Consider the following 14233-nt stretch of genomic DNA (forward strand, 5'->3'; position numbering starts at 1 on the left):
ATCAGGTGGTTTCATGACCGACTGACGAGGCCGGGCCGGAGCCCCGCAGCGCGGTCGCGATCGCCTCGCCGAGCGCCCTACCGACCGGCGGAGGGGTGGCATGACCGATCTGCCGGTACCGGGCGGTCTTCTGGCCGGTGATCCGCCACTCCGGTGGGAACGCCTGGACGACGGCCGCTTGGTCAACCGTGATCTTCAACATCTGCGCCACGTCGTCCGAGCGCGGCCACACGAAGTCCGGCCCCGGCACGTCGTCGGCGAACGCGTTCCCGTTGACCCCCATTCGTGCCCAGGCGCGTTTGGTCCCGGTCGGGCCGACGTCCGCGCCGCCACGGTTGTCCGAGCCGCCGACGAGAGTCGGGGCGATGGAGCTTGCCTGGTCCGCCCAGGCGTCCGCCTCCGCCCACCCACGCGCGGCCATCGAGCCGCGCAGCGCCTGGCCGACCGAGATGTGCTCGCTCACCGTCGGCTCCGGCGGGACGAAGGCGTCGAACCAGGGTTCCTTGAGCGCCACCAGGACGCCCTGCTCGCGGTCCTGCGGCACACCGAAGTCCGCGGCGTTCAGCACGAACCAGCGTAACCGGTAGCCGAGGTGGGCCAGTTCCTCCGCGATGAATCGCCGCACTTCCGCATAGACGGAGGAGTCGACAAGCGCCGGCAGGTTCTCCAGCAACAGGGCACGCGGCTGGATCGAATGGGCAAGGTACACCGCTGCCGTGAGCAGTCGCAGTTCGACTTCGCTGTCGGAACGCCCCACCGCGGCCGAGGACTTCACTCGCGGCAGGCCCGCGGAGAGCAGATCGACGTCCAAGCTCTCCGGGTGCTCGTCCGGCAGGAAGTCGATCAGGTCCTCGCCTACGACCTTCCAGTGAGGCCGGTTGGCAAGGATCGTCTCGCACGCCTGCGGCTTGTTGTCGAGCAGCAGCACCGGCGTGAAACCCGCGCTCTCCAACCCCGACGCCAATCCACCCGCACCGGAGCAGACGTCCACGAAAGTCAGTCGGTCAGCCAACCGTTGTTCCCCCTCGGCCTGTCAGCCGGTTCATCTCTCGCGCCTCCCGCCCCGGAAGGCACGCTTCTGCAACTCTCGTTTCTCGCGGTCGACCACGACTCGCACCGCCTCCGCGACCTTCTCCGGCCGGGTGTGCTCCCAGAACCTGAGCACCGTCCACCCTTGGGAAGCGAGATGCTCACTCGTTTCCCGGTCGCGCGCCATGTTGCGGTCCAGCTTCTGTCGCCACCACTGTGCGTTCGACTTCGGTTGCGTCGCGTGTTCCGGGCACCCGTGCCAGAAGCATCCGTCGATGAGGACAGCCACCTTGACCGAAGTGAAAGCCACGTCGATCCGACGCCGTGCCATACCCGGTACCGGGTACTCCACGCGGTAGCGCAGCCCAGCTGCGTGCAAGAGGCGGCGGACGGCCAGTTCGGCGGCCGTGTCCTTGCTGGCTTGCTTGCTCATGCGAGCCGAGACAGCGGGGGAGGAAGGTACGGCATCTGGCACATCAGCATTCTGCCGGCGTTGACACGTGTGCAAGGAGCCCTCGTCTGCAAGGTCGGCCTGTACCGCCACAACCGGGCTGGTCATGACTCGCCTTTCTGTGCCGTTGCAGTCGGGCCGCCCGCTTCTTTTGCAGTGTCGTGATTCCGCGGCCTGCCTCAAGGGCGCTTCCTTCGGTCGCGTCGCCTGCGGCGATCGGCCTGCGGCCGACCCTTGACCCAGGCCGCGGAATCACTGCTGGAGAAGCGAGCGGGCGGCCCGGGGAAAGCGGGGGGCCAGGTGGGGAGGGGTGGAGTCGGTTGTGCTGTCGGGCGGGGTTGGGGGCGCGTGGGCGGGGTGGGGGCACGCCGGGATGGCTTGGCGGCTTGGGGCAAGGGGATGGGGCGCGTCGGGTGAGTGGGGGTGCAGCGGGGTGGCGGCGGGGTCCGGTCCGGTGGGGCGTCCGGGAGAACGTTCGTTTTGGCGTGGTTCACTCTTTCGAGTACGGGTATTGACCTGGCATTATTACTATGGGTGACGGATAATGGGGGTGTGGGGGAGGGCGTCTGGAGCTTTGGAAAGGGGGGTGTTGTGGCTCAGGGCGGGGTGGATGGTTCTGACGGTGGGGCGCTGGCCCTGTGCGGGGCGCTGGATGACTGGGTTGCTTCGTTGCGGGACTTGGTGCCCTCGCCGGAGGGGGCCGGGGTGCTTGGTGGGATTGAGGTGGGGGAGCTTTCGGCGCGGGGGCGGATTGATGCGCTCGTGGTGTTGGAGCGGTATGTGGCTTGGTTGCAGGCCAAGCAGGTCGAAGTGTTGGCGGCCATTGCGGCGCATGCCGACGTGCCTGAGAGTGAGGTCCTTGCTGCGGGTGGGGATTTGGGGGACGTCTTCGATGCTTCGTGGGATGGGGCTGTCGAAGAGGTTGCTTGTGCTCTGCGCCTTGCCAATCAGACCGCTGCCCAGCGGTTGAGGGTTGCCGGGCTGTTGGCGGGGCGGCATCGGGCAACCGTTGGGTTGCTCGGTGGTGGGGAGATCTCCTATCTGCAGGCTCAGGCCCTTGCTGAGCAGTTGGAAGTGCTCGACGACGATGTGGCCGGGCAGGTCGAGGCCGTCATGGTGGGGAAGATGCCCGGGCTTGCTGTTGGGCAGACTCGGGCTGCTTTACGGCGGGAAGTGCATCGGGCCGATCCCGATGGGGCTGAGGTGCGGCATCGGCGGAGGGCTCGGGAGCGGATGGTTCAGCACTATCCGCAGGAGGATGGGATGGCCTTGTTCGGGGCCGTTCTGCCCGCTCAGCAGACCGCGCTCATGGAGCAGGCCGTCGATGGTCATGCTGCTGGGTATGCGGATGACGGGCGGACGCTTGATCAGAAGCGGGCCGATGCGTTGTTCGATCTTGTGGTCAATCGGCCTGGGGTTGGCGGGAGTTCAGGTTCGGTCTCGGCCCCGGCTTCGGGTTCGCGTGGTGGGCGGGCGTCCGTTGTCGTGCAGGTGACTGTGCCGTACGACATCTTGCTTGGTGCTGAGGATGGGCCCGCCGAGTTGAAGGGGTATGGGCCGATCACCGGCGGGCAGGCTCGCGAGCTGGCGTTCGCGCCGGGGAGTGTTTGGCGGCGGTTGTTGACCGAGCCTGAGAGTGGGCTGCTGGTGAAGGCCGATCCGACTAGCTATCGGCCTACCGCCGAGACCGCTCGGCATGTGATTGCTCGGGATCAGTACTGCGCTTTCCCCAGCTGTCGGATGCCTGCTCGGCGTTGCGATCTCGATCATGTGCGACCGTTCGATCATTGGCATCCGGAGCGCGGTGGACAGACCGTGCCGGAGAACCTGCAGCCCTTGTGCCGGCGGCATCATCGGCTCAAGACGCATCATCCAGGGTGGGGAGTAACCCGCGATCTGTGCACCGGGACCAGCACCTGGACTGCGCCCACGGGGCACATGTACACCAACACCCCGCCCGTGTATCGGGAGTGAAGCCCTACGGCCCTGCAGCCACGGGTTTCTGCGAAGTCGACGCCGTGCGGCACTGTTTCGGCGCCGGATGTTCGACAGTGTGGTGGCGGCATTTGCGCCTCGAGTGCTCAGGCGACGACGGCCGTCGCCTCGATCTCGACCAGGTATTTCGGGACGTCCAGGGCGGCCACGTCTATCGGGGTGGGCTGTTGATCATCGAGCCCTCGGCGAAGGCACCCTGCGTTTCAGTGAGTTGCGGGATCAGGTCGAGGGCGTCAGCCACAAGGTGCTCACCCAGAATCTGCGCATGCTGGAGCGGAATGGGTTGGTCGAGCGGCGGGTGTATCCCACCGTGCCGCCTCGCGTCGAGTGCCGGCTCACCGAGGCGGGGGAGGGGTTGCGGGCCACCGTGGATGGGATGTGTGTGGACCCATCGGTTCTTCGGGCACATCGAGGCCGCCCGTCGGCGCTTCGACGGCGGCGACAACAACGTCGGCGTCGGCGGCTGACGGGCGGCCTCGGGAGGAAGGGAGGAGCGGTACGGCCCTCGCCACTACGCCCCGTGGCAGCCCTCGTACACCCCGCCCGAGCCGCACCAGCAAGCCGTCCCCCGCTGCGGCGGCCACTCCACCGCTCGCCCCCGTGCCGCAAGCGTCGTCGCGTACTGCGGTAGCAGTTCCGGCTCGGCCGGTGAGGTCAGTTCCGAGGCTGCGAAGGCCTCGTACGACGGGACCGTGCCCGTGACGATGCCCAGGTTGGGCGTGCCGGAGGCGGCCAGTTCCCGTAGCGAGGCCTCTATCGTCGACAGGTGGTCCTCGTGGGACGGGTATTCGGCGGACAGGGTCGGGTACGCCGCGAGGAGTTCCGACAGTTCCGCCGACGGCCAATGCAGGACCGCTACCGGGAACGGGCGGGAGAGGGCCTCCCTGTAGGCGCCGAGTTCGGCCCGCAACCGCGAGATTTCCGCCTCCAGTTCCGCCGGGTTGTTCGAGCCCAGGGACCAGACGCGTTTCGGGTCGTGGAGTTCGTCCAGGGAGACCGGGGACGAGTGGAGGGTGTCGGCCAGGGCGTCCCAGTCGTCGTGGGGCACGCCCAGCATGCGGCGGACGCGGTGGCGGCCGAAGAGGAGGGGGTGCGTGGAGTATGGGGGCTCCGGCACGTCCGTCAGGAGCAGGCGGGCTCCCTCGGTGAACGCCTCCTGCGCCGCCTCCAGCTCGTCGTGGGCCTCCAGCGCCTCCGCGACGATCACCCAGGGGGCCGGGTCGCGGGGGGCCGCCGCGCGGACGCCGGTGATGATGGCGCGGGCCTCGGCCTCGTGGCCGTACTCCCAGAGGTTGGAGGCCTTGAGGGCCCGTACGAGATACGGGTTCTCAAGGCCGGACTGGGTGGAGAGCAGGCGGTCGTAGAGCGCGGTCGCGGCGGGGCGGTCGCCGGCGAGTTCCAGGTGGGCCGCGGCTTGCAGGAGCAGGGCCTCGGCGTCCTCGGGATACAGGCCGGCGGTCCGCTCAAGGCGGGCCGCTTCGGCGGGGTGGTCGACGTTCTCGGCGGGCGTGTCGGGGCGCATGAACGACACCGTACTGCCGATGACCGGCAGAGGCGGAGAGAGGCGGCAAGAGGAGAGGGGGAGGGCGGGAGGAGGCGGGGGAGGGGTAAGTGGGCTGGTCGGGCATGAGCATCTTGCCAGCGGGAGTCGGGAGTCGGGAGTCGGGAGTCGGGAGTCATGGGCGGCTGTGTGATGTGTGGGCCGCGTACGCCATCACCCCTAACCCCGTCAGAGTCAGGGCCGCCCCCGCGTACAGCGGGGACCTGTAGCCCAGGCCCGTGCTGATCGTCAGGCCGCCCAGCCAGGCGCCCAGGGCGTTGCCGATGTTGGAGGCTGAGACGTTGGCGCTTGCGGCGAGGGGGACACCGGCCGCCTTGTCCGTTACGCGCGTGATCATGCCGGGGACCGGGGCGAAGCCGGAGGCGCCCAGGAGGAAGAGGAGGGTTACGGCGGACGGTTTGTTGTCGGACAGGAGGCCGAAGAGGGTGAGGGTGGTTGTGAGGGCGGCCAGGGATGTGATCAGGGTGGCGTCGCGGTTGTGGTCGGCGGCGCGGCCTCCCGCCATGTTGCCGGCGACCAGGCCGGTGCCGTACACGACCAGGAGCCAGGGCAGGTCGGTCGGGGAGAAGCCGGTGACCTCGGTGAAGGTGTACGCGAGGTAGCTGAAGGCGCCGAACATGCCGCCGTAACCGAGGGCCGTGGCCGTGAGGGTCAGCCAGACCTGGCGGGAGCGGAAGGCCTGGAGTTGGGCGCGGAGGCCGTCCCTGGACCCCGGGAGGGTTGCGGCGCCTGCCCAGGGCGGGATCAGCGTGGTGATCGCGATCAGGGCCGTCAGGCCTATCGCCGTGATCGACCAGAACGTGGCTCGCCAGCCCCAGTGTTCGCCGATCAGGGCGCCGAAGGGGACGCCGAGGACGTTGGCCACGGTGAGGCCGGCGAACATGAGGGCGACGGCGCGGGAGGCGCGTTCGGGTGGGACCAGGCGGCGGGCCACGAGGGAGCCGATGCCGAAGAAGGAGCCGTGGCAGAGGGCGGCCACGATGCGGCCCAGGAGCATCACCGGGTAGGTGGGGGCGATCGCGGAGAGGAGGTTGCCGGCCACGAACAGGGTGACCAGGCCGATCAGGACCGTCTTGCGGTGGAGGTGGGCGGTGGCGGCCGTGAGCGCGATCGCGCCTACCGCCACCGCCAGCGCGTAACCGGAGATCAGGCGGCCCGCCGCGGCCTCCGACACGTCCAGGCTCCGGCCCACCTGTGGCAGCAGGCCGGCGATCACGAACTCGGTCAGGCCGATGCCGAAGCCGCCCAGCGCGAGGGCGGCGAGGGCGGGGCCGGCTCGGGGTGAGGGGGCGGGGGTGGGGGCGTACGAGGGGGCGGGCCCGGCAGTAGGGCCGTGGCCCGTTCCCGTGCGACCTGCCCCCGGCCCAGCTGCAGGGCCGTGACCCTTTCCCGTGCGACCTGCCCCCGTCCCGGTTGCAGGGCCCCGGCCCGTCCCCCCTGCGGTCGGCCCCTCCAGCTAGATCACCACCCCGTCGATCTGCAGCGTCTGTACCGCCTTCGCCGCGAACGGGACGGCTACCGTCTTCCCGCTCAAGTACGTGTCGGAGTACGACTTGTAGAGGTCGCCGCCCGTCGTCACCGTGTTCCAGCGCGGGACCAGGCCGCCCGAACCGCCGGTCACCGTCGTGAAGTTGGAGAGGTTGAAGGTCAACGTCTGGGCGGAGGTAGAGGTGTTGAGGGCGACTATGACCAGGCGCTTGGCGGAGGAGTCGTAGGCCGCGACCGCGTAGCTCACGCCCGTGTCGAGGATCTTCATGCCGGGGCGGATATGGCGGCTGAACTGGGCCATTGTGTAGTACTTCGTCTGCACCGCGCCCGCCGCGAGCGTGTCCGCGTCGTACGCGATCATCGCCCAGTTCGTGGACGGGTCCATGACCTGCCAGTAGACCCAGGCGGTGGGGTGCAGCCAGCGGAAGTCGTAGAGGAGGTTGAAGGCGAGGGTGTAGCCGGTGCCGTCGTTGTCGCCGGTCTCGGAGTTCCACAGGGCCTTGCCGGCGGTCGTGACGACGTCGGTGTAGAGGAGGTCGCGGCGGCCGCCCGAGCCCTGGTAGCCGTGGACGTTGACGCGGTCGACGTAGCCCTTCGTCGTGGAGGAGAAGGAGTTCCAGGTGGTGCGGGCCAGGTCGTAGCTGGTCTCGTCGGAGGCGGAGATCTTCGTGCTCGTCAGGCCGCGGCTGTTCAACTCGCTGCGCAGGTACGGGAGTACGGCCGACTGGACGGTCGCGTCCATGTGGCAGCCCTCCTGGGTGCCGGTCGCCGTCCACCACGAGGACGAGGGTTCGTTGAAGGCCTCGACCGTCGCGAAGTTCACGCCCCAGTTGTTCTTGGCGTACAGGGCCACCGAGGCGAGGTGGGAGGCATGCTGGCGGTAGTTCCAGGACTGGAGGTTGTTGCCGCCGTCGGACGCGCCGGACGGGTTGTGGTTCAGACACATCCACCACATGGGGGAGTTGGCGAAGAGCTCGGCGGTCGCGCCGCGCGACACCGCCTTCGTGAGCATCGCGCGCTGGGTGGCGTCGGCCGTCCACTTCCAGGCCGAGGAGGTGGGGTCCTCGTTGTTCCAGTCCTGCCAGTAGCCCTCGATCTGCTTGAAGGCGGGGATGTTGGCCGAGGCGACCATGGACTCGCCGCTGACCGTGTTCCAGCTGCACGCGCCGAGGTTGTAGCGGGCGATGTTCAGGCCGAGGCCGGGAAGCGAAGTGCCGTTGTACGTCGTCGACTTGGTGGTGAAGAAGATGTCGGCGAAGTCGTCCCGGGCACCGAAGACGTTGGCCCACCAGGCCAGGGAGGTGCCCCAGCCCTCCCAAGTGCCGTAGGACGTACCGGGGGCGACGGAGATCGTGGCGTCCGCGCGGGCGGTACCGGTGGCGAGCGCGCTGCCGAGGAGGGTGCCGCCGGCGGCGGTCAGCAGGGTTCTGCGTCGGATCATGGTTTCTCTCCGATGTGGTGGCCTGTCCCGTTCATGCCACGAGGAAGCATCGGGGGTGCGGTGCGGGCTTGTCGAGGGTTACGACAGCCCTTTCTAAAACCTATGTACGAAGTGTCGAACGGTGCTCTGTGCCTGGTGACTTGAAGGTCCGCCCCTTATCGTTCGGGCGGCCCGGTGCCGGTCGAGGAGGCGTACGGATGCGGATTCCCGTCGTGCAGCACAGCAGCCGGCGCCGGTCGGCCCGGCGCCGGCGCGTGCTGTGGGGCGGCGGCGAACTCCTCGTCACCGTCGGGCTCGTACTGGCGCTTCTCGTCGTCCACCAGCTGTGGTGGACCAACCGGGAGGCCAGGCGCGGCGCCGAGCGCAAGGTGGAGGCGCTGGAGCGCGAGTGGGGCGACGGCAACTCCGGGGCGGGAGGCGGTGATTCGGGTACGTCCGTGCCTACGGCGTCCCCGTCGCCGTACCGGAGCAGCGGCAGCGGTAGCGGTCGTAACCGCCAACAGGCCGCCACCGCGCGGCAGTCCAGTCCCACCTGGTCCCAGGCCTACGCCATCCTCACCATTCCGCGCCTCGGGCTGCGCGTGCCGGTCGCGGAGGGGGTGAGCAAGCAGAACGTCCTGAACAAGGGGTACGTCGGGCACTACCGCGGCAGCCAACAGCCGGGCCAGGCCGGGAACTTCGCGCTGGCCGGGCATCGGAACACGCACGGGGAGCCGTTCCGGTACATCAACCGGCTGCGGGCGAAGGACGTCGTGGAGGTGGAGACGAGCAGCGCGACGTACACGTATGTCGTCGACAAGACTCTTCCGCAGACCTCGGCGCGTGACTCGGGGGTCATCCGGCGCGTTCCGCGGTCGACGGTCGAGCCGCGCTACGGGTACAGCGAGCCCGGGTACTACATCACGCTGACGACCTGCACTCCCGAGTTCACGTCCAGGTACCGGCTGGTGGTGTGGGGGAAGCTCGTCTCGATGCGGCCGCGGTGAGCCGGAGCGGGGGCGGGGCTCAGGCCCGCTCCCGCAGCGTCAGTACGGCTGCCGCCGCCAGCAGGGACAGGCCCGCGGAGACCAGCAGGGCGGTGTTCGCGCCGTGGCCGAGGCCGGCCTTCGTGGAGGTGACGATCGCGATGGTCAGGGCGACGCCGGCGCAGGAGCCGATGTAGCGGAAGGTCTGCTGGGCGCCGGAGCCCATGGCCGCGCGGGCCGCGGGGACGGACTCGACCGAGAGCAGGGGCAGGGCCGCGTTCAGCAGGCCGCTGCCGATGCCGCCGAGGACCAGGCCGGGCAGCAGGCGCTGCCAGGAGCCGGAGTCGATCGCGCCGAGCATGGTCAGGACACCGGCCGCGTGCAGGGCGAAGCCGACGGCCAGCTGGTGGCGCGGCGGGACGCGGCCCGCGAGGCGCTTGGCCTGCAGGGCGACCGTGAACGACAGACCGGACCAGAGCAGGAACAGCCACGCCGTGTCCATCGCGGACATGCCAAGCACCTGCTGGAACAGCACCGGCATGAAGCTGAACAGGCCGATCACCGCGAGGCCCGTGAACAGCCCGCCGGCCGAGGAGGCCAGGAAGCTCGGGCGGCGGAGCAGGGACAGGTCGATCATCGGGGTCGTGGTGCGGCGTTCCACGAGGGTGAACACGCCGATCAGGACCACGGTGGCCAGGAACAGCAGGCCCACCTCCGGGCGCAGCCAGCCGTCGCGGCCCAGGGTGAGGGCGGCGACCAGGGAGACCAGGGCCAGGCCGAAGGTCAGTGCGCCCAGGATGTCCGGGCGTCCGCCCCTCGGGGAACGGGACTCGGCGAGGGGGCGCAGTGCGAGGGCGGCCACCAGGAGCGCGGCGGCGCCGAGGACGCCGTATGCCACCCGCCAGTCGGGCATCGCGCCGGCCAGCAGGGGGCCGAGGGCTATGCCGCCGCTGACGAAGGCGCCCCACACGCCGGTCGCGTGCAGGCGGCCGCGCGGGGTCGGGAAGGCGTGCACCAGCAGGCCCAGGCTGCTCGCCAGGATCGCCGCGCTCGCCGCGCCCTGCGCGACACGGGCCAGCGTGAACTGCAGCGTGGTGGAGGCGAGGGCGCCGAGCGCCGTGGTGATGCCCAGCGTGAGGGTGCCGAGCAGGAAGAGCCGGTGGCGGCCGTAGTCGTCGGCGAGGCTGCCGGCGACCAGGAGGAGGGCGGCGAGGCCGAGCGGGGTGCCGTTGATGAGCCAGGCCTGCTGGGAGAGCGGTGTGTGCAGGGCGGCCGCGGTGTCGCGGAGGGTGACGATCGGGGCGGTGTACGTCATCAGCGTCACGGCGGTGGCCGCGCTGGTGAGGGCGAGGGTGGCGCGGGGGTGGGAGGACTGGTTGGGGTGGGGTGCCGGGTTGGTGCCGGTGCCGGTATCGGGGCTGGTGCCGGGGGCGGTATCGGCATCGGGAGCGGGCAGGGTTCGTTCATTGAACCTAGTCATGGCTGGAGCCTAACACCATAGGTTCGGTCATTGAACCAACCCCGCGAAAAATGGTTACAGTGGACGGCATGGCACTGGGCAAGGACTACGCGACACAGGAGTGCTCCATCGCCCGCGCGCTGGAGGTCATCGGCGAGCGGTGGACGCTGCTCGTCATCCGCGACGCCCTCTACGGCGTCCGCCGCTACAACGACTTCCTCGTCCACCTCGGCATCCCGCGCGCGGTCCTCGCCGCCCGCCTCCAGACGCTGACGGCGGAGGGGATCCTGGAGAAGCGCCGGTACCAGGAGTCGCCGCCGCGCGAGGAGTACGTCATCACCGAGCGCGGCATCGCCCTGTGGCCGACGCTGCGCTCCATGGGGCTGTGGGGCCGCGAGCACTTCGCCGAGACCCAGCTGCGCCGCTTCGAGCACGCCGACTGCGGCACCGAACTCGGTCCGTACGGCGAATGTCCCGCGTGCGGAACTGTCGTGCCGGTGCCGGACGTTGTCATGGTGCCGCTGCCCGCACTCAATCCGCATCCGGCGGATCCGGTCAGCAGGGCGCTGCTGGCGCCGAAGCGGTTGCTGGAGCCGATCGAGACGACGGGGGCGACGGTCCAGGAGACCGAGGCCCAGGGAGGGGGGACGGGATCATGATCCGCAGCTGGACCCACGCGCGCCCCGCCGCCGTACTCCTTCTCCTCCTTGTCGTGCTCCTTCAGCTCGCGCTGCTCGACACCGGCACCCTCACCGCCACCGTCGCGCTCGCCGCCACCGCCGCGGCCGGCTCGGCCCTTGCTGCCTGTGCCCTGGTCGCCGCGCGCTGCGCGCCCGCGGTGCCGCGCACCCGAATACGTACGGCGATACGCGACCGGGCCCGCCGTACGGCCTTCCTGCCCCAGCGCGATCCCGACGCCCGTGGTCGCACCCGGCCACGAGCCCCCGGGCGCGCCCTTCCGGCGACCGTCGCGTAGGGCCCGTACCACCGCCTGCCCTCGCGCGGGTCGTCATGCCGTCACGACCACATCCCGGCATGACCCTCGGAGGGTTCACCCATGTCCGTCTTCACCGTGTTCGCCGACCTGGTCGAGCACCTCGCCGACCTGCTCCATCCGCTGTTCGGTGCCACTGCGGCAGCCGCCGCGATCGTCCTGTTCACCGCGCTCGTACGACTGCTCGTGCATCCCCTGTCCCGGGCCGCCGCGCGGGGGCAGCGGGCCCGCACCGCGCTGCAGCCGAGGATCGCCGAGCTGCGCGCCCGGCACAAGGACGACCCGAAGAGACTCCAGGAGGCCGTGCTGGAGCTGCACGCAGAGGAGAAGGTGTCGCCGGTGTCCGGCTGCCTGCCCGGGCTGCTGCAGCTGCCGGCGTTCTTCCTGCTGTACCACCTGTTCTCCAGCGCGAGCATCGGCGGGGAGGGCAACGGGCTGCTTGACCACCGGCTGTTCGCGGCGCCGCTGGGCGGGCGGTTCGCGGACGTGCTGAGCGGGGGCGGGGGTGGGGGCGGGGTGTTCGGGGGCGCGGGGCTTGTGTATCTGGGGCTGTTCGTCCTGGTCGCGGTCGTCGCCGCCTTCAACTACCGGCGGACGAAGCGGATGATGGCCGCGAGTGGTCCCGTGCTCGTTCAGGAGGGCGAGTCCGTGCCGGGGCTGGGGGCGGTGAGCAGGGCGATGCCGTTCATGTCGTTCTTCACGCTCTTCACCGTCGCGGTCGTACCGCTGGCCGCCGCGCTGTACGTGGTGACCAGCACGACGTGGAGCGCCGTGGAGCGCGCTGTGCTGTACCGGTGAGAGTGCGGTCCAGTCCGTGAACCGGGTATTGCGGGATGGACGCCGAGCTTGGAGGATCGACCAGTCATCCGATGGCTGCACCCGTCGGGGGACGCCCCGCGATCGAGGGAGATTGTGATCATGAAGCTGCTGCGAGTCGGTACGGCCGGAGCGGAGAAGCCCGCGCTGCTCGACGCCGACGGGGTCCTGCGCGACCTGTCCGGTGTCGTGGACGACATCGACGGAGCGCTGCTCGCCGACGACGAGGCGCTGGAGCGGGTGCGTTCCGCCGGTGCGGGCGGCGGGCTGCCGGTGCTGGACGCGGCCGGGCTGCGGGTCGGGCCGCCCCTCGCGCGGATCGGCAAGGTCGTCTGCATCGGGCTGAACTACCACGACCACGCGCGCGAGACGGGGGCCGAGCCGCCGGCCGAGCCGGTGATCTTCTTCAAGGCCGCGGACACGGTCGTCGGGCCGAACGACACGGTGCTGGTGCCGCGCGGCTCGGTGAAGACCGACTGGGAGGTCGAGCTCGCGGTCGTGATCGGGCGTACGGCACGGTACGTGGAGTCGGCGGAGGCGGCGCTCGGGCATGTCGCCGGATACGCGGTGGCGCACGACGTGTCCGAGCGGGAGTTCCAGATCGAGCGGGGCGGGACCTGGGACAAGGGGAAGAACTGCGAGACGTTCAACCCGCTGGGGCCGTGGCTGGTGACGGCGGACGAGGTCGCCGATCCGCAGAGCCTGTCGCTGAAGCTGTGGGTCAACGGGGAGTTGAAGCAGGACGGGACGACGGCCGAGCAGATCTTTCCGGTGGGGGAAGTGGTGCGGTATGTCAGCCAGTTCATGACGCTGTATCCCGGGGACGTCATCAACACGGGGACGCCGGCGGGGGTTGCGTTGGGGCAGCCGGAGCCGAAGCCGTTCCTTCGGGCCGGGGATGTGGTGGAGCTGGAGATTGAGGGGCTCGGTCGGCAGCGGCAGGAGCTCAAAGACGCCTAAGGGGTGGGGGACTGCGCTTTGGCGGCGGCTGCGGGTTGGTTGTGGCTGGTCGCGCCCACGCGGCGGTAGCCGCAAATCGAGAACAGCCCCGCGCCCCTAAGCGGGCGTTGCACTCACGCCAGTAGCGAAGCCAGCCTGCGCCAAGCCTCCCTCGGGAGGGTGTTGCGGTCGCCTCCGTCCACCACCTGTAGGGCCACGTGGTCCGCGCCCGCGGCGAAGAACTTGTCGATGCGGGTGCGGATCGCCTCCTCGTCGCCCCAGGCGTACACCGCGTCGACCAGGCGGTCGCTGCCGCCGTCCTTGAGGTCGTCCTCGGTGAAGCCGTGGCGGAGGAAGTTGTTGGTGTAGTTCGGGAGGGCCAGGTACATGGCCAGGTAGTCGCGGGCCAGGGCGCGGGCGCGGGTCGGGTCCGCTTCCAGGACCACCTTCAACTCGGGGGCCAGCAGCGGGGTTTCGCCCAGGATCTCGCGGGCGTGGGCCGTGTGCTCGGGTGTGACCAGGTACGGGATCGAGCCTGCCGAGCGGTCGCGGGCCAGCTCCAGGGTCTTCGGGCCCAGCGCGGCCAGTACGCGGCGGTCGGCCGGGACGCTGGCCTTGTCGAGGGCGTCGAGGTAGGCGACCAGGGCCGAGTACGGGCGCCGGTACTGCTCCGCGAGTTTGGCGTGGCTCACGCCGAGGCCCAGGACGAAGCGGCCGGGGTGCGCGGACTCCACGTCGGCGAAGGCCGCCGCGCTCTCCGTCGCCTCGTACTGCCAGATGGACTGGATGCTGGTGCCGACGGTGAGCGTCGAGGTCGCCTCGACCAGCGGGACGGCGTGCCGCGCGGCGCTGCTGCCGCCGAGCCAGACGGCGCCGTAGCCGAGTTGCTCCAACTCGGCGGCGGTCTCGGCGAGTTCGGTGCGGCGGGACGGGTCCTCCGAGCGCAGGGCGACGCTCCAGATGCCGTAGCGGCCGACGGACTGCTTCAGGGTGTCGCTCAAGGTTCCGTTCCCTCCGGTCGGTGTGCCGTGCATCGGTGCGGTACGACTGTGCCAACCGGAGGGCGTTGCCGGATCTTCCCCTAGCTCCCGAAAA

General features: G+C 70.1%; 13 protein-coding genes and 1 pseudogene. 7 read left to right on the forward strand and 7 right to left on the reverse strand.

Annotation, left to right across the window (positions count from 1 at the left end; translation table 11 throughout):
• Nucleotide 1: 1 nt before the first annotated feature.
• On the reverse strand, nucleotides 2-1012 hold the full coding sequence (locus ABZ848_RS27935; protein ID WP_360836266.1) for a DNA cytosine methyltransferase: 1011 nt from the start codon (nucleotides 1010-1012) through the stop codon (nucleotides 2-4).
• Between the two features lie 30 nt (nucleotides 1013-1042).
• Nucleotides 1043-1462, reverse strand: coding sequence for a very short patch repair endonuclease (locus ABZ848_RS27940; protein WP_360836267.1), 420 nt, complete (start codon nucleotides 1460-1462; stop codon nucleotides 1043-1045).
• Between the two features lie 609 nt (nucleotides 1463-2071).
• Between ABZ848_RS27940 and ABZ848_RS27945 the strand changes: the two genes are divergently transcribed.
• Together ABZ848_RS27945 and ABZ848_RS27950 are read left to right on the forward strand one after the other, a co-directional pair.
• Entirely contained in the window at nucleotides 2072-3454 is a 1383-nt protein-coding gene (locus ABZ848_RS27945) for a DUF222 domain-containing protein (RefSeq protein WP_360836268.1), read from the forward strand.
• 185 nt (nucleotides 3455-3639) lie between these two features.
• Nucleotides 3640-3942 (forward strand): annotated as a pseudogene (locus tag ABZ848_RS27950) (helix-turn-helix domain-containing protein); the annotation flags it as partial.
• Between the two features lie 44 nt (nucleotides 3943-3986).
• On the opposite strand, the gene ABZ848_RS27955 reads toward ABZ848_RS27950, so the two are convergent.
• The 3 genes from ABZ848_RS27955 to ABZ848_RS27965 form a co-directional block, all read right to left on the reverse strand.
• Nucleotides 3987-4997: a hypothetical protein gene (locus tag ABZ848_RS27955; RefSeq protein ID WP_360836270.1), complete on the reverse strand. Its 1011-nt coding sequence runs from the start codon at nucleotides 4995-4997 to the stop codon at nucleotides 3987-3989.
• A 154-nt stretch (nucleotides 4998-5151) separates the two neighbouring features.
• Nucleotides 5152-6285: an MFS transporter gene (locus ABZ848_RS27960; protein WP_360836587.1), complete on the reverse strand. Its 1134-nt coding sequence runs from the start codon at nucleotides 6283-6285 to the stop codon at nucleotides 5152-5154.
• A gap of 207 nt (nucleotides 6286-6492) precedes the next feature.
• Nucleotides 6493-7965, reverse strand: coding sequence for a beta-1,6-galactanase (locus ABZ848_RS27965; RefSeq protein ID WP_360836272.1), 1473 nt, complete (start codon nucleotides 7963-7965; stop codon nucleotides 6493-6495).
• A 197-nt stretch (nucleotides 7966-8162) separates the two neighbouring features.
• Between ABZ848_RS27965 and ABZ848_RS27970 the strand changes: the two genes are divergently transcribed.
• Nucleotides 8163-8951, forward strand: coding sequence for a class E sortase (locus tag ABZ848_RS27970; RefSeq protein WP_360836273.1), 789 nt, complete (start codon nucleotides 8163-8165; stop codon nucleotides 8949-8951).
• A 19-nt stretch (nucleotides 8952-8970) separates the two neighbouring features.
• Here the strand turns inward: ABZ848_RS27970 and ABZ848_RS27975 are convergent, their stop codons facing one another.
• Entirely contained in the window at nucleotides 8971-10410 is a 1440-nt protein-coding gene (locus tag ABZ848_RS27975) for an MFS transporter (protein WP_360836275.1), read from the reverse strand.
• 68 nt (nucleotides 10411-10478) lie between these two features.
• On the opposite strand from ABZ848_RS27975, the gene ABZ848_RS27980 reads away from it, so the two are divergent.
• The 4 genes from ABZ848_RS27980 (at nucleotide 10479) to ABZ848_RS27995 (ending at nucleotide 13159) form a co-directional block, all read left to right on the forward strand.
• A complete protein-coding gene (locus ABZ848_RS27980; RefSeq protein ID WP_360836276.1) occupies nucleotides 10479-11048 on the forward strand; it encodes a helix-turn-helix domain-containing protein in 570 nt (189 codons plus the stop codon).
• The gene (locus tag ABZ848_RS27985) at nucleotides 11045-11365 is read left to right on the forward strand and encodes a DUF6412 domain-containing protein (protein ID WP_360836278.1); all 321 of its coding nucleotides are present in this window, start codon (nucleotides 11045-11047) and stop codon (nucleotides 11363-11365) included. Before ABZ848_RS27980 ends, ABZ848_RS27985 begins: the two co-directional genes overlap by 4 nt.
• Nucleotides 11366-11446: 81 nt before the next feature.
• A complete protein-coding gene (yidC, locus tag ABZ848_RS27990) occupies nucleotides 11447-12181 on the forward strand; it encodes a membrane protein insertase YidC (RefSeq protein WP_360836280.1) in 735 nt (244 codons plus the stop codon).
• A 120-nt stretch (nucleotides 12182-12301) separates the two neighbouring features.
• Complete coding sequence (locus ABZ848_RS27995; protein WP_360836281.1) at nucleotides 12302-13159, forward strand: fumarylacetoacetate hydrolase family protein; 858 nt, start codon at nucleotides 12302-12304, stop codon at nucleotides 13157-13159.
• Between the two features lie 113 nt (nucleotides 13160-13272).
• Here the strand turns inward: ABZ848_RS27995 and ABZ848_RS28000 are convergent, their stop codons facing one another.
• A complete protein-coding gene (locus ABZ848_RS28000) occupies nucleotides 13273-14139 on the reverse strand; it encodes an LLM class F420-dependent oxidoreductase (protein WP_360836283.1) in 867 nt (288 codons plus the stop codon).
• Between the last annotated feature and the right edge of the window lie 94 nt (nucleotides 14140-14233).

It is taken from the genome of Streptomyces sp. NPDC047081, from assembly GCF_040643775.1.
Lineage (GTDB): Bacteria > Actinomycetota > Actinomycetes > Streptomycetales > Streptomycetaceae > Streptomyces.

What these genes read in the sequence shown, in the direction of transcription:
- ABZ848_RS27940 (WP_360836267.1), bottom strand. Translation starts at nt 1,462, where the DNA reads ATGAGCAAGCAAGCCAGCAAGGACACGGCCGCCGAACTGGCCGTCCGC.
- ABZ848_RS27955 (WP_360836270.1), bottom strand. Translation starts at nt 4,997, where the DNA reads ATGCGCCCCGACACGCCCGCCGAGAACGTCGACCACCCCGCCGAAGCG.
- ABZ848_RS27965 (WP_360836272.1), bottom strand. Translation starts at nt 7,965, where the DNA reads ATGATCCGACGCAGAACCCTGCTGACCGCCGCCGGCGGCACCCTCCTC.
- ABZ848_RS27970 (WP_360836273.1), top strand. Translation starts at nt 8,163, where the DNA reads ATGCGGATTCCCGTCGTGCAGCACAGCAGCCGGCGCCGGTCGGCCCGG.
- ABZ848_RS27975 (WP_360836275.1), bottom strand. Translation starts at nt 10,410, where the DNA reads ATGACTAGGTTCAATGAACGAACCCTGCCCGCTCCCGATGCCGATACC.
- ABZ848_RS27980 (WP_360836276.1), top strand. Translation starts at nt 10,479, where the DNA reads ATGGCACTGGGCAAGGACTACGCGACACAGGAGTGCTCCATCGCCCGC.
- ABZ848_RS27985 (WP_360836278.1), top strand. Translation starts at nt 11,045, where the DNA reads ATGATCCGCAGCTGGACCCACGCGCGCCCCGCCGCCGTACTCCTTCTC.
- yidC (WP_360836280.1), top strand. Translation starts at nt 11,447, where the DNA reads ATGTCCGTCTTCACCGTGTTCGCCGACCTGGTCGAGCACCTCGCCGAC.
- ABZ848_RS27995 (WP_360836281.1), top strand. Translation starts at nt 12,302, where the DNA reads ATGAAGCTGCTGCGAGTCGGTACGGCCGGAGCGGAGAAGCCCGCGCTG.